The sequence below is a fragment of the Pseudomonas syringae pv. tagetis genome, from assembly GCF_022557255.1.
Classification (GTDB): Bacteria; Pseudomonadota; Gammaproteobacteria; order Pseudomonadales; family Pseudomonadaceae; genus Aquipseudomonas; species Aquipseudomonas caricapapayae.
Genome location: NZ_CP092923.1, coordinates 3224906 through 3242727, shown reverse-complemented (window position 1 = coordinate 3242727; position 17822 = coordinate 3224906). Strand labels below are relative to the sequence as shown.

15 protein-coding genes are annotated in these 17822 nt (G+C 59.3%); 11 read left to right on the top strand and 4 right to left on the bottom strand.

All coding sequences use genetic code 11. The features are described 5' to 3' along the window. Position 1 precedes the first annotated feature (1 nt). Entirely contained in the window at positions 2 to 1195 is a 1194-nt protein-coding gene (locus tag MME58_RS14320; RefSeq protein ID WP_054987406.1) for a serine hydrolase domain-containing protein, read from the top strand. On the opposite strand, the gene ftrA is transcribed toward MME58_RS14320, so the two are convergent. Next, positions 1155 to 2108, bottom strand: coding sequence for a transcriptional regulator FtrA (gene ftrA / locus MME58_RS14315; protein WP_054987405.1), 954 nt, complete (start codon positions 2106 to 2108; stop codon positions 1155 to 1157). The two genes, MME58_RS14320 and ftrA, sit on opposite strands and share 41 nt — an antisense overlap. Positions 2109 to 2248: 140 nt before the next feature. Here ftrA and MME58_RS14310 point away from each other — a divergent pair, with 140 nt between their 5' ends. The 4 genes from MME58_RS14310 (at position 2249) to treS (ending at position 6170) form a co-directional block, all read left to right on the top strand. After that, positions 2249 to 2854 carry a DJ-1/PfpI family protein gene (locus tag MME58_RS14310; RefSeq protein ID WP_054987404.1) on the top strand — a complete coding sequence of 202 codons (606 nt, stop codon included), beginning with the start codon at positions 2249 to 2251 and terminating at the stop codon, positions 2852 to 2854. Between the two features lie 228 nt (positions 2855 to 3082). Then, complete coding sequence (locus MME58_RS14305) at positions 3083 to 3343, top strand: helix-turn-helix domain-containing protein (RefSeq protein ID WP_010430082.1); 261 nt, start codon at positions 3083 to 3085, stop codon at positions 3341 to 3343. A 35-nt stretch (positions 3344 to 3378) separates the two neighbouring features. Next, positions 3379 to 3948 carry a LysR substrate-binding domain-containing protein gene (locus MME58_RS14300; protein ID WP_233591027.1) on the top strand — a complete coding sequence of 190 codons (570 nt, stop codon included), beginning with the start codon at positions 3379 to 3381 and terminating at the stop codon, positions 3946 to 3948. 158 nt (positions 3949 to 4106) lie between these two features. Beyond that, positions 4107 to 6170: a maltose alpha-D-glucosyltransferase gene (gene treS, locus MME58_RS14295; protein ID WP_055005017.1), complete on the top strand. Its 2064-nt coding sequence runs from the start codon at positions 4107 to 4109 to the stop codon at positions 6168 to 6170. Positions 6171 to 6212: 42 nt separating this feature from the next. Here the strand turns inward: treS and MME58_RS14290 are convergent, their stop codons facing one another. Beyond that, positions 6213 to 7814 (bottom strand): sigma-54-dependent Fis family transcriptional regulator, encoded by a 1602-nt coding sequence (locus tag MME58_RS14290; protein WP_233591023.1) that lies wholly within the window; start codon positions 7812 to 7814, stop codon positions 6213 to 6215. 450 nt (positions 7815 to 8264) lie between these two features. Between MME58_RS14290 and MME58_RS14285 the strand changes: the two genes are divergently transcribed. From MME58_RS14285 to MME58_RS14275, 3 genes are all read left to right on the top strand, one after another. Continuing rightward, positions 8265 to 9746: a benzaldehyde dehydrogenase gene (locus tag MME58_RS14285; protein ID WP_055005019.1), complete on the top strand. Its 1482-nt coding sequence runs from the start codon at positions 8265 to 8267 to the stop codon at positions 9744 to 9746. Positions 9747 to 9829: 83 nt separating this feature from the next. Continuing rightward, positions 9830 to 10597, top strand: a complete 768-nt coding sequence (locus tag MME58_RS14280) for a coniferyl-alcohol dehydrogenase (protein ID WP_054987400.1) — start codon at positions 9830 to 9832, stop codon at positions 10595 to 10597. Between the two features lie 85 nt (positions 10598 to 10682). Next, entirely contained in the window at positions 10683 to 11630 is a 948-nt protein-coding gene (locus tag MME58_RS14275; RefSeq protein ID WP_054987399.1) for a SphA family protein, read from the top strand. A gap of 112 nt (positions 11631 to 11742) precedes the next feature. Here the strand turns inward: MME58_RS14275 and mhpT are convergent, their stop codons facing one another. Then, positions 11743 to 12957: a 3-(3-hydroxy-phenyl)propionate transporter MhpT gene (mhpT, locus tag MME58_RS14270; protein ID WP_055005020.1), complete on the bottom strand. Its 1215-nt coding sequence runs from the start codon at positions 12955 to 12957 to the stop codon at positions 11743 to 11745. A gap of 328 nt (positions 12958 to 13285) precedes the next feature. On the opposite strand from mhpT, the gene MME58_RS14265 reads away from it, so the two are divergent. After that, positions 13286 to 14608 (top strand): OprD family porin, encoded by a 1323-nt coding sequence (locus MME58_RS14265; RefSeq protein ID WP_055005021.1) that lies wholly within the window; start codon positions 13286 to 13288, stop codon positions 14606 to 14608. A 44-nt stretch (positions 14609 to 14652) separates the two neighbouring features. Here MME58_RS14265 and MME58_RS14260 read toward each other — a convergent pair whose 3' ends face one another. Next, a complete protein-coding gene (locus MME58_RS14260) occupies positions 14653 to 15141 on the bottom strand; it encodes a MarR family winged helix-turn-helix transcriptional regulator (RefSeq protein WP_055005022.1) in 489 nt (162 codons plus the stop codon). Positions 15142 to 15352: 211 nt separating this feature from the next. On the opposite strand from MME58_RS14260, the gene MME58_RS14255 reads away from it, so the two are divergent. Then, on the top strand, positions 15353 to 16183 hold the full coding sequence (locus MME58_RS14255) for a p-hydroxycinnamoyl CoA hydratase/lyase (protein ID WP_054987395.1): 831 nt from the start codon (positions 15353 to 15355) through the stop codon (positions 16181 to 16183). Positions 16184 to 16332: 149 nt separating this feature from the next. Then, positions 16333 to 17781: an aldehyde dehydrogenase gene (locus tag MME58_RS14250; RefSeq protein WP_055005023.1), complete on the top strand. Its 1449-nt coding sequence runs from the start codon at positions 16333 to 16335 to the stop codon at positions 17779 to 17781. Positions 17782 to 17822: the final 41 nt, after the last annotated feature.

Here is a 17822-nt window from a genome sequence, read left to right as displayed (position 1 = left end):
CATGACCGCACTGGATGAACCCGCCATGCAGCGTCTCGACAGCGTCTGGCAACGCTTTATCGGTCAGGGCCGGATCGTCGGCGGTGTCCTGTTGCTGGCTTGTCGTGGGCGCACATGTTACGCCAGTGCGCTCGGCTGGGCTGATCGCGAACAGCAGATTCTGATGACTCGCAGCACACGCTTTCGGCTGGCGTCACTGACCAAGCTGCTGACGTCGGTGCTGGTGTTGCGGCTGTGCGAGGCGGACGTCCTGAGGCTTGATGCCTCGGTGACGGACTGGTTGCCAGCCTTTCGTCCGCGTCTGGCCTGTGGCCGTGAGCCTGTCATTACGCTGCAGCATTTGCTGTCGCACACTTCCGGCTTGAGTTACGGCTTCGAACAAGCGCCCGACAGCGCCTATCACCGCGCAGGAGTGTCGGACGGGCTGGATTGTGTCGCCTTCGATCTACAGGAAAACCTGGCCCGGTTGGCGCGTCTGCCCTTGTTGTTCGAGCCGGGCAGCGCCTGGGCCTATTCGTTGGCCACTGATGTGCTGGGCGCGGTAATTGAACAGGCCACCTGCATGCCGCTGTCAGAGGCTGTTGCCAAGTGGGTCACCCTGCCTTTGCGCATGGATGCGACCTCCTTCAGGCACGACCAGCAAAGAACGCTGGCCAGCGCCTACAAGGACAGTATCAAAGGCCCGCAGCGTATCGGTGACCACGATGTGTTGTTGCTCGACAGTGGACAGGCGCGGTTATCATCGGCTCGGGCTTGTGACGCAGGCGCATATGAGTCTGGCGGGGCAGGCATGCTGGGCACAGCTGATGACTATCTTCGGCTGCTTGAGTGCCTGCGTCGGGGGGGCGCGCCGTTATTAAGCGCCGTCAGCACCGAGCGCTTGCTGAATAACGCGATTGGAAACATGACCATCGCCAACCGTGGGCCTGGCTGGAAGTTCGGCCTGGGGCCGATGATCCTTGCCGAACCCGCTGCTGTGCGGGGTCAGCAGCAGGGTGTCGGAACCTGGTCATGGTGCGGCCTGTATGGCAGCCATTACTGGGTCGATCCGGTTTCCTCGCTCAGCATGGTTGTCCTGACCAACACGGCTGTTGCGGGCGCGTGGGGTGAGTTTGCCGAGGCGCTCGTCGATGCGGTCTACGCCAGACCCGAGGTCACGCCCGGGCAAACTGCTTGCGGTAGCTGCTCGGGCTGACGCCCACCAGATTGCGGAAGTGCCGGCGAAAGGACTCTTCGGAGCCGAAACCGGCCCGATCCACCACTTCGTTGAGACGCAGCTTCGAGGATTCCAGTAATTCCTTGGCGTAGGCAATGCGTTCGCCAAGCAGCCAGTCGTAAGGCGTCAGGCCGGTACTCTCCATGAAGCTGCGGTGCAATGTCCGGGTACTGAGCGCCGCCCGTGAGGCCATTTCCTTGATGGTGTGGGGACGTTGCAGGTCGCTGCGAATCCAGTCCATGAGGTTGGAAATCGGCCCGTCGCTGGCCGACACCAGCTGCCTGGAAGCATATTGCGACTGACCGCCTTCGCGATGCGGCGGTATGACCATGCGCTGCGCCACCATGTTGGCAACGCGCGAGCCGTGATCGTTGCGCACCAGGTGCAGCATCATGTCCAGCCCGGCGGCCGAGCCCGCAGCGGTCACGATAGTGCCCTGGTCCACATACAGCTCGTTAGGCTGAATGGTCAAGCCCGGATACATGGTTGCCAGCAGGTCTGTATAGCGCCAGTGGGTAGTGACCTTGTGCCCGTCGAGCAAGCCGGCTGCGGCCAGAACGAAGGCACCCGTACAGATGGAACAGATCCGCGCGCCGCGTGCATGAGCAGCCTGGAGCTGTTCGATGAGCCGTTGCGGAACCTCGGACTCCACCCCACGCCAGCCCGGCACGATGATGGTATCGGCGTTTTCCAGCAGCACTTCGCCTGGCGTTGGCACGATGGTAATGCCACCGGCGGCGGTAATCGGCCCATCGTCGACCGGAAAGGTCGCGAACTCGTACCAGCTGACGCCCAGTTCGGGCCTTTTCAGTGCAAAGACTTCGACCGTGCAGCCGAATTCGAAGGTGCACAGCTGGTTGTATATAAGTGCGACGACAAGGTGATTTTTCATGGCGCGATGTTACCGGATATTGGCATTTCAGCCAGTAGTTTGGCGTGATGCTACTGGTTAATCTGCACGCTGTCACTCGCTTGAACCCGCTTGAACTTTAATATGCAAGAGGCCTGCCCGGCAGGCCCTGGAGCCAACTCGTGCCATTCAATATCGGTATCTACGTTTATGACGACGTCGAGGTTCTCGACTTCGCTGGCCCCTACGAAGTGTTCACCACCGCAACGCGCATGCACGCTCGCAACAGCCGTGATGACCGGCAGTTGTTCAACGTGTTCACCATTGGGCGCAGCACTGCACCGGTGCGTGCCCGCGCCGGACTCAAGGTCGATCCGGATTTCTCGATCAATGACCATCCGGCCATCGACTGTCTGATCGTCCCTGGCGGCGTTGTGACTGCCGAGCTGGAAAAACCTGACGTGATTCACTGGATCAGTGATCAGTCGGAGCCCGGGCGCGTCGTCGCCGCAGTGTGCACCGGTGCCTTTCTGTTGGCCCGGACCGGCAAGCTGGCAGGCAAACAGGTCACCACGCACTGGGAAGACATCGACGACCTCAAGGAAATGTTCCCGTCAGTAGACGTGCTCAGCACGCTGCGCTGGGTCGACGAAGGCTCGTTCGTGACATCGGCAGGCATCTCCGCCGGTATCGACATGAGCCTTCATCTGGTGGAGCGCCTGCACAGCCGTGAACTGGCCGAACGCACGGCGCTGCAAATGGATTTCGACTGGACCGAGAACGACTGAGGCTGTCAGTAACCCCCGGTCTCCTCTGAAGACGCTGTGTGCCCGAAACGTGCATAGCGAACCCTTCAAAGCGATAGCCAGCCATCGCCATACCCCCGCTCGAGACATTCGCCCGAATGGCCGATAACCCGGCCATTCCGGTGTTTCAGCGGGGGTTTCCTGTATTCCCGAGCCTTTGGCTCAGCGGCAGGGCCGCACCCATCTTTGCAAAACCAGAGTGCAGGACACATGAAAACCCACTTCTTCAAAGTCGTTCAAACCGTTGCACAGCACGGTTCGTTCTCGGAGGCCGCAGCCATTCTGGGCTGCAGCCAGTCGAACATCAGTTATGCCATCAAGGAAGTCGAAGATTTTTTCGAGAAACGCCTGTTCATTCGCAGCCGCACCGGTTGCACACTCACCCCTGAAGGCAAGGTCATCAGCCAGACCCTCGGAAACATCATGGCCACGCTCGAACAACTAAAAAAAATGGGGTCAGTGGCAGCGTAACCATTCATTACCATTCGCATATCCTCGAGACCAGCCTGAGCGCCTCGCTGGACTTTCTCGCCCATCACTACCCCGATATTCATCTGAACGTGCTGCACCGCAGCGAACAAAACCCGTCGCTGGATGCCTTGATAAAGGGCGTGGCCGATATCGTGGTTCTGCCGGCTATCGTGCTGGACGAGCATTATCTCGAGCATCATTGCTGGTCGGATCATTACGTGCTGGTGGCGGCGCGCAGCAGGCAGGAGACGCCGCAGCGCTTCGCCGAGCTGTCGCAGGTGTCACGTTACGTGGCCTGGCGGCATCCTGGGGTCGAACGCCTGCACCAGCAACTGGCATCGGCGCACGTGCGGCTCAGTCAGCGCGGCGAACTGACCTGCCTGGACACGCTTCTGGATCTGGTCGCAAAGCGCCATTGCATCTCGATCCTCCCCAGCGCGCTGTTGAACGGACGCTTGCGTGAACTGGAGTCGATCCCGCTTCCATTGACCGTGATGCGACACATCAGTGTCGTGGCGCGGCCGGTTTCGCTGCTGTCCAATGCCGCAACTGCAGTGATTCAGGCTCTGAAAAAGCCCCCGGCCTCCATTCCTCAGCCACATTGATGCTGCAAAAGCCTGTCAGCGTGCTGTCGACGAGCGTTTGACCGCGACATGAATGCAACGAATCGGGCCCTGTGGGCTCATATCCGTAGGTAATACATTCAGGACGCTCCGCCCGCGGAGCGTCTCAGTTCGCCGATTCGAGAGGAAGACTGGACGCTATGACGATACCGGACAAGCAATACGTGGACTGGCTGGTCGAGCAATCGATGCTGAATGCCGCAAGACAGCGCGCCAAGACCTATTCGGGGCAGGGCAGGCTCTGGCAGCGTCCTTTCGCCCTTGCACGTCCCAGAGATGCATCCGCTATCGCATCGGTCTGGTTCACCGCCTATCCGGCTTCTATCGTCACCCGTGAAGGTGGCTCGGTGCTGGAAGCTCTGGGCGATGAAACCCTGTGGCATGCGTTGTCGGAGATCGGCATTCAGGGCATCCACAATGGACCTCTGAAATTGTCCGGCGGGCTGAAAGGTCGCGAACGGACCCCGAGTATTGATGGCAACTTCGATCGCATCAGTTTCGGCATCGACCCTGATCTGGGCACTGAAGCGCAGCTGTTAAGCCTGACGCGCATTGCCGCAGCGCATAACGCCGTGATCATCGATGACATCATCCCGTCGCACACCGGCAAAGGGGCGGACTTCCGTCTTGCCGAGCTGGCGTACGAGGATTATCCCGGCCTGTTTCATATGGTCGAGATTCGTGAGGAAGACTGGCAGTTGCTGCCTGACGTGCCGACCGGGCGCGATGCGGTCAACCTGATGCCCGATGTGGTTGATCAATTGCGCGACAAGCATTACATCGTCGGCCAGTTGCAACGAGTGATTTTCTTCGAGCCCGGCGTCAAAGAAACCGACTGGAGCGCAACCGACGTGGTGCACGGCGTCGATGGCAAGGCTCGGCGTTGGGTCTATCTGCATTACTTCAAGGATGGTCAGCCTTCATTGAACTGGCTGGATCCAAGCTTCGCCGCGCAGCAGATGATCATCGGTGACGCGCTGCATGCCATTGATGTCATGGGGGCCAGGGTATTGCGTCTGGACGCCAACGGTTTTCTCGGTGTGGAGCGTCGCGCCGAAGGCACCGCCTGGTCGGAAAGCCATCCGTTGTCGATCACCGGCAACCAGCTTTTGGCCGGGGCGATCCGCAAGGCGGGCGGTTTCAGCTTTCAGGAACTGAACCTGACCATCGATGATATTGCGTCCATGGGGCAGGGCGGCGCGGATCTGTCCTACGACTTCATCACCCGACCGGCTTATCAGCATGCCCTGCTGACCGGCACCACCGAGTTCCTGCGCTTGATGCTGCGTCAGGTGCATGCGTATGGCATCGATCCGGCTTCGCTGATCCACGCCTTGCAGAATCACGATGAGCTGACCCTGGAACTGGTGCATTTCTGGACGCTGCACGCCCACGACACCTTCCATTATCAGGGCCAGACATTCCCCGGCAATATCCTGCGCGAGCACATTCGCGAAGAGATGTACGAGAAGTTGTCCGGCGAACACGCGCCGTACAATCTCAAGTTCGTCACCAACGGCGTCTCCTGCACCACGGCGAGTATCATTACCGCGGCGCTGGGCATTCGTGATCTGAGCACGATTACTGCTGCCGACATTCAACAGATTCAGCACATTCACCTGCTGCTGGTGATGTACAACGCTATGCAGCCGGGCGTGTTTGCGTTGTCGGGCTGGGACCTTGTGGGCGCGTTGACGCTCCCTGCCGAGCAGGTCGACCACCTGATGCAGGACGGCGATACTCGCTGGGTTCACCGAGGTGCCTACGATCTGGTCGATCTTGACCCCGACGCCGAGTTTTCTGCGGGCGACATGCCGCGTCCCCAGACGCTGTACGGCAGCCTGGTCAGTCAGCTGCAGCGACCTGACTCGTTTGCCTCGCAGCTCAAGAAGATTCTCGCTGTGCGCCGCGCCTATGACATCGCGGCAAGTCGCCAGATTCTGATTCCCGATGTCGAGCATCCAGGGCTGCTGGTCATGGTTCATGAGCTGCCAGCCGGGAAGGGGACCCAGATCACCGCGCTTAATTTCAGTGCCGAGACCCTGGTTGAAACCCTGCACCTGCCCGGTATCGCGCCGGGTCCGGTGGTCGATATCATCAATGAACGGGTTGAAGGCGATCTGAGCGAGCAGGGCGAGTTCACCATAACACTGGACGCCTATGAAGGGCTTGCTTTGCGCGTGGTCAGCACCTTGCCGATCTGACCAGCGACGCGCAGCCTGACTGGCTGCGCGTTACCATCAAGGTCAGGCCCCTCGTGACTGCTGTTTCTTCAGGCGATAGGCGAACTGGGCGCGACTCAGGCCCAGCAACCGTGAGGCAGCCGCCAGGTTGCCTTCACTCTTGTCCAGTGCTTCCTGAATCAGTCGTTGTTCGAGTTCGTCGATGGAAAACGCCTGATCGGGCTGCGTCAGGTTGTCCAGCAGCGCGGCTGTGGGCGCTTGCTGCGCGTCTGAAGCGGGAAGCTGTCGCAATGCGCCTTCGTGGTTCAATGAGTAGGAATCCACGGGTAGTGGCTCATTCCGGAAAATATGCATCAGATCGATCGCTTGGCCTTCGTCGCTGGCAATCAGCCCGCGCTCGATCAGATTTTGCAACTCGCGCACGTTCCCGGCGAAGTCGTAACGCAACAGCGTTTTCAGGGCCCGCATGGTCAATCCGGCCGGCGTCCTGCCGTACTCCTGACAGAAACGTTTGAGAAAGGCATTGATCAGCAATGGAATGTCATCGCGGCGTTCGCGTAGCGGAGGCAGGGCGATCGGGTAAACGTTCAGTCGATAGAACAGGTCTTCGCGAAAATCGCCGTCGGCCACGGCCTTGCGCAGGTCCACGTTGGTTGCCGCCACAACTCGGACATTGACCCTGATGCCATGGCCGTCCCCGACACGTTCGATCTCCCGTTCCTGCAAGGCGCGCAACAGTTTGCTCTGGCCGGCCAGGCTCAAGGAAGTAATCTCGTCCAGAAACAGCGTACCGCCATCGGCACGCTCGAAGCGCCCGGGCCTTGAATGTGTCGCCCCGGTGTAAGCCCCACGCTCGACTCCAAACAGCTCCGCCTCGATCAGGTTGTCGGGAATGGCTGCGCAGTTAAGCGCAACAAACGGGCCTTCACGGTTGCGGCTGAGCTGGTGCAACTGACGGGCAAACATTTCCTTGCCGACGCCTGACTCACCGCTGATCAATACCGTCGCCGGGGTCATGGCCACGCGTTGCAGAGCCTGGGTGGCAGCGTTGAAAGCGGCGCTTGCGCCGATCAGTGGCTGTTCGGTGCCGGTCGGCGGCTCGGGATGGTGCCTTACCTTTGCCAGCGATACGGTTTGTTCCGGGGCGGCTGACTTGACCACATTCAGGTAGCTCAAGTCTCGTTCGACATCACCCCATTGTTCCGACGTCTTGCCGACTACCCGGCAGCTCGCGTGACCCATGCCGCGGCACTCCACTTCGCGGAAAACCACCATTTGCCCGAAAAGCCCGCTGACGAAACCCATCGCATAGCCTATTTCGGTCCAGCACACCGCATCCTGTCCGATACCATACGCCGCAACATGCTCGTCGGCTTCGCAGGAGTTGTGCCAGAGAAACTCCCCTTCATAAAACCCGGACTCGGCGTCGAACTTGAAGTGCATGGGCTCGACCTTGGTCATGCCTTCCAGCGTATGCAAGTGCGTACCGGCACGAAACGCCGAGGTGGCATCAGCCAGTGGCCAGCGCTCCCGAATCAGCCGCGCATCGCGCGCCCCGGAGAGGTAACCGGCACGGGTGAACATGCCGCGCGCCTGCTCCTGGCCCAGACGCTCGATGATTTCGCGGCGCAAGGTGCCGAACGATGAGGTGTGCAGTAACAACATCCGTTGATCGTTAAGCCATATGCGCCCGTCGTCAGGCGAGAAAAACAGGCAACTGGTCAATTCCTCGGCGGTCGGCGAGCCACTGGCGTCCGGCTGACTGCTGTCACCCTGGGCGAGAGGCGTTCGGTGGGGGCGGCAGGGTCGGAAAGCTCGCAGTGAGGAATTCTCATTTTTTGTATCTCGTCCTGGTATTGCTCTAAATGATCAACTGATGAGTCCGTTAATAAATATAACTTGATCAAATGAACAAGTCGGCTCAGACGTACTTTTCGACTCGGGACGCCAGAAACATCTTTGCTATTGGCGAAGACGCCTGTTCCAGAGCGTTCCAGATGCTATATGACAAACTGTTTGCAATCCCGGCACAGGCTTTGCTCAGGCCTGTTTACGGCGCGTGCTGTCCATTGGAGTGGAGCAGGCGATTACAACCATAAAAGCCGGAGTCTGAATATGTCAGCGTCTGATGGCACCCCTCTGTTGCAGCGCGCGATTGAAGCCGAATGTGTATTCAATGGCGACTGGATTCCTTCCTCTTCTCCCTTACAGCCTGTCATCGAGCCTGCGACCGGTGAGCTGTTGATGAACACGGCCATGGCCGATGCAGCGGATATCGCCGTCGCGTGCCGGGAGGCTGCGCTTGCCCAGCCTGCCTGGGCGGCGCTGGGGCCTCGTGAAAAAGCCGAAATATTTTTGCTGGCTGCCGATCACGCGGTCTGTGCTTACGATGAACTGGCCTTGTATGTCGCACGCGAAACCGGTGGCAGCCTGCACAAGGGACAACACGAGGTGAACGAGGCCATTGTGCTGTTGCGACAAGCAGCAGGCATGCTTTCGCAGGCTCATGGCCACGGCCTGATCCTGCCCAGCGCGGCTGGCCGCCTGTCTTATGCACGGCGCGTGGCGCACGGCGTGGTAGGGGTGATTTCGCCTTTCAATTTTCCGTTGGTGCTGTCCATGCGCTCGGTCGCCCCGGCGCTTGCGGCAGGCAATGCCGTGGTGCTGAAGCCTGACCCGCAGACGCCGGTCAGTGGCGGCTTTCTGATTGCCCGGCTGTTCGAGGAAGCCGGACTGCCCAGAGGGCTGTTGCAGGTGCTGCCAGGTTCGGCTGAGGCAGGCGAGGCATTGTGCCGCGACACCAACGTGCAGATGATCACTTTCACAGGTTCTACCGGGGCCGGACGCAAGGTTGCCGAAGCCGCCGGGCGTAATCTGAAGAAAGTCTCGCTGGAACTGGGAGGCAAGAATCCACTGGTCATTCTCGAGGATGCCGATCTTGACCTGGCCGCCGGCAGTGCGGCGTTTGGAGCCTGGCTGCATCAGGGGCAGATCTGCATGGCCACCGGCCTGATTCTGGTTCACGAATCGATTGCCGCTGACCTGACCCGCAAGCTGGCGGACAAGGCACGGGCGCTGTCGGTCGGTAATGCCGCACGCGGCGAAGCTGCATTGGGGCCGCTGATCAACAAACGCCAGTTGCAGCACGTACATCAGGTGGTCAGCGACAGTCTGCAAGCCGGTGCGCAACTGGAAACCGGTGGTGAATACGAGGGGCTGTTCTATCGTCCTACGGTGCTAAGCGGCGTGAAGCCCGGTATGCGCGCATTCGAGGAAGAAATTTTCGGCCCGGTGGTGGCGGTGGTCAGCTTTTCGACCGACGAGGAAGCCGTCGAACTGGCCAATCGCTCTGAATATGGCCTGGATGCTGCTGTTATTTCGCCGAACGTGGGGCGTGCAACGGCCATTGGTGACAGGCTCCGGTGCGGCATGCTGCACATCAACGACCAGACCGTGGCGGACGAGTGCATCAACTCGTTCGGCGGGCGAGGCGCGTCGGGCAACGGCGGCAGCGCAGGCAGTCCGTCGGACTGGGAGGAGTACAGCCAGTGGCAATGGGTGACGGTGAAGAGCCAGCCCCCGGTCTATCCGTTCTGAGTGTGCCTGCGGTTTTAAATTGTATTGCAAGTAGTGTGATTCAACGACAAGACGTGATCCAACAACAATAAGAGCGCGCGACTATGAACCTGAATAACAAAACACTGATCGTTACGGGTGTGTCATCCGGTATTGGCGCTGAACTCGCGCGGGTGGCGCGCTTTCAAGGTGCCAGAGTAATTGGCATTGATCGCCATGAGCCGCAGTTGACCGTGGACGGGTTCTTTGAGGCGGATCTGGGCGATCCTGACAGTATCGATGCGCTGATCGAGCGCCTGCCAAGGCAGATCGACGCCTTGTGCAATATCGCCGGCGTACCCGGCACTGCGCCTGTCCAGGCGGTAGCCCGAGTCAATTATCTCGGGCTGCGCCATCTGTCTCAGCGCCTGCTGCCACGCATGGCACCGGGCGGCAGTATCGTCAACGTAGCGTCGATACTCGGTGACCAGTGGGCCAGACGGCTTGAACTGCACAAGGCACTGGCTGCCACTGAAAGCTACCGCGAAGGACAGGCGTGGCTGGCGGCCAATCCGGTGGCCCAGGAGACCTGCTATCAGTATTTCAAGGAGGCGCTGATCGTCTGGAGCTTTCAGCAATCGCAAGAATGGTTTCGCGAGCAGTCGGTGCGGGTCAATTGTGTCGCGCCGGGGCCGGTGTTCACGCCGATCCTCGGTGATTTTGTCAGCATGGTCGGCCAGGAGCGTGTCACCCGTGATGGTCTGCACATGAAGCGTCCTGCGCTGGCCGATGAGGTGGCCGAGGTGATTGCGTTTCTGTGTTCCGACGCATCGAGATGGATCAACGGTGTCAACCTGCCGGTAGACGGAGGGCTGGCAGCCTCTTACGTCTGATGGCGGCAGGCATTACTACCCCGGCGGCGCGCTCGCGGCGTCGGGGCTATTGAAAAACAACAACAATAAGTACAGGAATCACAAGATGCCCAAGTCTATCTTGCGTACCGTCGCGACCGTATCAATCATCGGCCTTTCATCGACCGCTTATGCCTATGACCTGCCTGGCCTCAATCTGGGCAACACCAGCTTTTACGACGGCTCGCCAGCCCCGGACGGGCCAGGCTGGTATCTGGAGGAATACCTCAACTACGCCAGGGCCGATCGCTTCAATGATGTAAATGGCAACAAGCTGCAACTTCCCAGGCAGGATGTGGATGTATTGGCGGTGACCACCCAGCTCATTTATGTCGGCCAGCCGATGGCCAATGGCGCGATGCCGGGGATTACCGCTATAAATACTTCACTGGCGCATGCTGATGTGGACGATGGTCTGGATAACACCGTACTGAGTTCGCGCGCAGGTTTCGGCGACCTGATCATCGGCCCGTTTCTGCAATTACCGACCCTTACTCGCGCTGATGGCAGCCCGCTGCTGACCCAGCGTATCGAGGCGGACATTGCGATTCCGGTCGGGGCCTACAATCGCAATCGCTCGATCAACCCTGGCAGTCATTTCTGGTCGTTCAACCCGTACTACGCGGCGACTTACTGGTTTTCTGCGAAGTGGTCCGCCAGCGGGCGTTTCATGTACCTGTGGAACGGCAAGAATGACGACCCTCAGGCCGGGTTCGGCAATGTCTCCGACACCCAGGCAGGTCAGGCGCTGCATGCCAACCTGACCTTGCAATACGCTGTGACAGAGCAGCTCTCTCTGGGGCTAAATGGCTATTGGCTCAGGCAGTTCACTGACACTCAGGTAGATGGCCATGATGTCAGTGGCCGTAAGGAGAAAGTCTGGGCCATCGGCCCCGGCTTCCTGTATGCCTTCAGCAAGAAGAACGTGCTGACGGTCAACAGCTACTTCGAACAGGGTGCCGAAAACCGCACCGAAGGCAACAAGGTTGTGCTGAATTTTCTGCACAAGCTGTAGGACGCTGCCGTCGGATGATTGTTGTGTCGGTGCGTTGCATTGCCACGATAGTCCGCTCAACCCCGGTTGCAGCGATGATCGCTGCGACGTGAGGCACCATCCGCCAGGCCGCTCAGCCGGTGGCCTTGAGCGCATGCTTCCCGGCTGCGGCCGACCGGGACAGCACCACGATCGCTGCCAGTGCGGCGACCACCAGGCCTGGCGAGGTGGCCAACAGTACGCCGGCGGTTCCCGCACCAGCTCCGAGCAGATGCCCGGCAGCCAATGGACCGGCCACAGAGCCGAGGCGGCCGATGGCTACCGCAGCACCGACGCCGGTGGCACGTACCGAAGTCGGGTATGAAGGAGGGGCCAACGAGTACAGCACCAGTTGCGCGGCCATGACAAATACGCCGGCAGCAAACCCGGCAATTGCCATTGGCACGATACCGATCGATAAACCCACGCCCGCCAGTGCAGCCAGCAAACCGGCATAAACGAACAACACAACCTTGATACCGTTGCAGCGATCCAGCAACAGCCCGCCCAGCAACGAACCCGAGGCACCACCAATGTTGAACAGCATCTGCACCATGCCTGCCTGCGGTTTGCTGAAACCCTGGCCGATCAACAGCGACGGCAGCCAGTTGAGCAGCATGTACATCACGGTCAGAGTAAAGAAGTAGCCGACCCACAAGGCCAGTGTCGTGCGAGCCCGGCCTTCACCGAACAGCGCACTGGCACTTGAATGTCGAACAGGGCTGGCAGTCGTCTGCTGTTTAAAGGCGCTGGATTCGGGCAGCAACATGATCATCAGCGGGACCACCAGCAAAGGCACCAGACCGCCAATGATGAAGGTTGTCTGCCAGTGGTCGCTGGTAAACATCGCGACAACCGCCGCCAGGGCACCGCCTAGCGGAACGCCTGCGTACATGACGCTGATGGCGAGCCCTCGGTGGCGCTCGCCGACTGCTTCGGCGCACAGCGCGATCAGGTTGGGCAGTGCAGCTCCCAGCCCCAGGCCGGTCATGAAGCGCACCAGTAACAGCGCGGAAAAGCTTTCGACGTAAGCGGTGCTCAGAGAAAAGACCCCGAACAGCAGCACTGCGCTGACCAGAATCTTCTTGCGGCCAATTCGGTCGGCGATCCAGCCACCAAAAAAAGCACCTGGCAGCAGGCCAATGATGCCGGCACTGAATACCCAGCCCATCATTTTCGGGTCAAGGGCAAAGCTCTGACGCAGTCCTGCGGCGGCTGTTCCGGCAGCCTGTAGGTCGAACCCTTCGATGAGCGCGACGATAAAACACAAGACGATGGTCAGCGTCGAACGACGCAATGAACTGTTCATGGCAAGCCTCGTTGTTGTTTTTGTTGTGGAGAAAAGCCTGTTCCCGGGCGCCGGCTACGGCGTTGTGACAGGTGCCGATCAAGGTAACAAAAATAACTAAAAAGTGAATCTGCGCCGAAATTTCAGGAGAACCAGGGTTTATTCATTTAGAAACATTGGGTTAGGTCGCCAGTTCAGGCGTGCCGATCAAGTAGTTAATAATATTAACGTTCGATTATCGAACATTCCGGATTGACGTCGATACCGAATCCTTCAACTCTCTGTCCACGGGCCTGCAGCGAATCGCCGGACCGAATCCAAAAACAACAACAATAAGTGGACAACTGACATGCCAACGCTCACTCGTGGTACAGCAAGCGCTGTGTCAGCGCGCTTTTTTCGTGGGAAAAATTGCAGCCTCGCACTGGGCCTGCTGGGCATCAGCGCTATCCCCGATCCTGCACAGGCTCAGGGTTTTATCGATGACAGCCACGGCACTCTGACGCTGCGTAATTACTACATGGACCGTGATTACAAGGACGATGACACCAAGACTGCCACTCGGGAGTGGGCGCAGGGGTTCATCTTCAATGCCGAGTCCGGGTTTACACAAGGGCCGGTAGGTTTCGGCCTTGATGCGCGAACGCTGATAGGCATAAAGCTTGATTCCTCGCCAGACCGCAGCGGCACCGAGCTGTTGCCGGTGTCCGCCAGTGACGGGCGGGCTGCTGACGAGTATTCCCGATTGGCCCTGACGGGCAAGCTGAAATTTCACCAGACGACAGTCAAGACTGGCGATGTGTCGATTTTCCTGCCGTTCGCTTTCGCCAGCCCCCCACGTCTTCTGCCACAGACCTTTCGTGGCACCACAGTGACCTCAAAGGAAATCGACAATCTGACCTTCAATGCCGGCTATATCGACCGGGTCAACAAACGCGACTCCAGCAACTATCAGGCGATCACTATCGCTGCGCCGAACCGTCGCTTCAACGGTGCGGCAACGTCCTCGCACATGGTTTATGCCGGGGGCGACTATCAGGTCGACAAGGAACTGAGCATTCGTGCCTATCACGCCGAGGTGGATGACTTCTATACGCAGAACACGCTCGCGCTGCTGCACAAACTGGCGATCGGCGATGGCGTGCTGAGCACTGATCTGCGGAGCTTTTTCAGCCGCGACACGGGCAGTGCGAAAGCCGGGGAAGTGGATAACCAGAACCTCTCGGCGCTGCTGGGCTACAAATGGGGAGGGCACAGCGTCAGCCTCGGCTATATGCATTCGAGTGGCGATACAGCTACGCCCTATGTATCGGGAACCGAACTGATGGGCTTGAGCGAGATGACCATGAGTTCTGACTTCCTCAATGCCAGGGAGCGCACCTGGCAAGCCATTTATGACTATGACTTCACTGCTGTCGGCCTTGTCGGGCTACGCAGCCGGCTGCGTTATGTGCGGGGCGACAACATCGAGCTGGCTGCTTTCAATGCTGACGATCGCAAGGAACGTGAGTTTCAGATGGAGCTGGGTTACGTCATTCAAAGCGGCCCGCTGAAGAGTATCGGCTTGCTGGCGCGCAAGTCGATCTACCGCAACGACTTCCCGGCAGGTGCAGCCTTTCGTGATGAAAACCAGACGCGTTTCATTGTGCAGTACAGTTTGCCGCTCTGGTGATCAGCCGGTCATCGATGGCAGGACCTGCCGTCGATGACTTGCTCTTACGACTGATAAACCTTTTTCAGCAGCCTGAGCAGGTCCTGGCGTTCCTTATCATCCAGCGCTGAAGTGGAATCAAGATCACTGTCGGCGGCGATCTGTTTCAGTTCGCGCAGCAATGTTTCACCACTCTTGCTGAGAAAGATGCCATACGAGCGTTTGTCCGGTTTGCAACGAACCCGCACAGCCAGCGCGCGCTCCTCGAGTTTGTTCAGCAACGGTACGACCTGGGGCGGCTCGATCGCCAGCGCCTTGGCCAGATCGGCCTGCATAAGGCCGGGGGTCTGCTCGATGATCGCCAGCGCCGAGAACTGCGCGGGGCGCAAGTCGTGGGAGGACAGGCGACTGATCAAGTTCTGGAACAGCTTGAGCTGTGCCCGGCGCATGGCATAACCGATCAGATCATCCAGCGCAGAATCCGTTGGCAAAGCTGCCTCGGCGACCTGTGTGGGGGCCTGGCAAATGTCGGCAATGTCGGATGGCTTGGCCATTGAAAGTGCAGTCCTTTTGATGGGGTGGGTCAAACAGCCGATCAGTTTGCCGAGGTTAGCGAACGATAGCTATGGGGTATACGTGACTGTGACCAGCCTCTACGGGCAGAGTGCCGACTTTTTGATTAATATAAATAACAGTTAATTTAAATAACTATATTTGCGGTTTAGCGTTGAGCTATCGTCAAGCCAAGAGCAAGAGAGTATCGCCATGAGCAAGTACGAAGGTCGCTGGACAACCGTCAAGGTCGAGATCGAGCAGGGCATCGCGTGGGTCATCCTTAACCGGCCCGAAAAGCGCAACGCCATGAGCCCGACGCTGAACCGCGAAATGATCGATGTACTGGAAACACTCGAGCAGGATCCCGAGGCGGGCGTGCTGGTGTTGACCGGCGCCGGTGAGGCCTGGACCGCTGGAATGGACCTCAAGGAATATTTTCGCGAGGTGGATGCAGGGCCGGAAATTCTTCAGGAAAAAATCCGTCGTGAGGCCTCCCAGTGGCAGTGGAAGATGCTGCGCATGTACGCCAAGCCCACCATCGCAATGGTCAATGGCTGGTGCTTCGGCGGTGGTTTCAGCCCTCTGGTGGCATGTGACCTGGCGATCTGCGCCGATGAGGCGACCTTTGGCCTGTCTGAGATCAACTGGGGCATTCCGCCCGGCAACCTGGTGAGCAAGGCGATGGCCGACACGGTGGGCCATCGTCAGTCGCTGTACTACATCATGACCGGCAAAACCTTCGACGGTAAGAAAGCCGCTGAAATGGGACTGGTCAATGAGAGCGTGCCGCTGGCACAGCTGCGCCAGGTGACTATCGATCTGGCCCTTAATCTGCTGGAAAAGAATCCGGTGGTGCTGCGCGCCGCGAAGCATGGCTTCAAGCGCTGCCGCGAACTGACCTGGGAGCAGAACGAAGACTACCTGTATGCCAAGCTCGATCAATCGCGCCTGCTGGACAAGGAAGGCGGCCGCGAGCAGGGCATGAAGCAATTCCTCGACGACAAGAGCATCAAGCCAGGCCTGGAGGCGTACAAGCGGTAGATGCGAACCAGGCCTGTACCTAAAGTGGCTGCGCATCGGTGATGCGGCGTTGAAAACAGGCTCGGAATGCAAGCGTAATACTTTGAGTTTCAAGCGTGCAGCTTGAAACTCGTAGCGCCTCTGAACACTAATAATAAAGAGGAATCACCATGCTGGACGTGCAACTGCTGATCGGCGGCCGTTCGTGCCCCGCCCATGATGGACGTACATTTGAACGCTGCAATCCGGTGACCGGCGACGTGGTATCGCGTGTCGCCGCTGCGACTCTCGAAGATGCCGACGCGGCAGTCGCGGCCGCCCAGGCTGCTTTCCCTGTCTGGGCAGCGCTGGCACCGGGTGAGCGTCGTGATCGCCTGCTCAAGGCTGCCGGGCAGTTGCAGGCCCGCAGCGGTGAATTTATTGCCGCTGCAGGAGAAACCGGAGCGATGGCTAACTGGTACGGCTTCAATGTACAGCTGGCCGCCAGCATGCTGCGCGAAGCCGCGTCCATGACCACGCAGATAACCGGTGAAGTCATTCCCTCCAACGTCCCCGGCAATTTTGCCATGGCGCTGCGCCAGCCCTGCGGCGTCGTGCTCGGTATCGCTCCATGGAACGCTCCGGTGATCCTGGCTACCCGTGCCATCGTCATGCCGCTTGCCTGCGGCAATACCGTGGTACTCAAGGCGTCGGAGCTCAGCCCGGCGGTGCATCGTCTGATCGGTCAGGTATCGCAGGATGCCGGACTGGGTGATGGCGTGGTCAATGTGATCAGCAATGCGCCGGCCGATGCCGCGGCGATTGTCGAGCGCCTGATTGCCAATCCGGCCGTACGGCGAGTCAATTTCACCGGGTCGACGCATGTGGGACGCATCGTCGGTGAGCTTTCGGCACGCCACCTTAAACCTGCCTTGCTGGAGTTGGGTGGCAAGGCACCGTTTCTGGTGCTGGATGACGCTGATCTCGACGCTGCGGTAGAAGCAGCAGCATTTGGTGCGTATTTCAATCAGGGGCAGATCTGCATGTCCACCGAACGACTGATCGTTGATCAGAAAGTGGCCGATGCGTTCGTGATGAAACTGACGGCCAAGATCGAGACACTGCGTGCCGGCGATCCGCAGGACAGCAAATCGGTGCTGGGTTCGCTGGTAGATGTGGGCGCTGGCACGCGCATCAAAGGCCTGATCGACGACGCCGTCAATCTTGGTGCAACGCTGATGGCTGGCGGGCAACTGCAGGGCAGTATTCTGCAACCGACGCTCCTCGACGGCGTAACGGACAGCATGCGTCTGTACCGTGAAGAGTCCTTCGGCCCGGTTGCTGTGGTCCTTCGCGGTAGCGGTGACGAGGCGTTGTTGCGGCTGGCCAACGATTCGGAATTCGGCCTTTCAGCGGCGATTTTCAGCCGTGACACCGGCCGGGCGCTGGCACTGGCGCAACGGATCGAGTCCGGTATCTGCCATATCAACGGCCCGACAGTGCATGACGAGGCGCAAATGCCATTCGGTGGCGTGAAGTCCAGCGGTTATGGCAGCTTCGGCGGCAAGGCTTCCGTCGAGCACTTTACCCAGTTGCGCTGGGTGACCTTGCAAAACGGGCCACGACATTACCCGATCTGAATCCTCCGGAGCTGGCTTCAACGGCCTGTTGCAAGAGACCG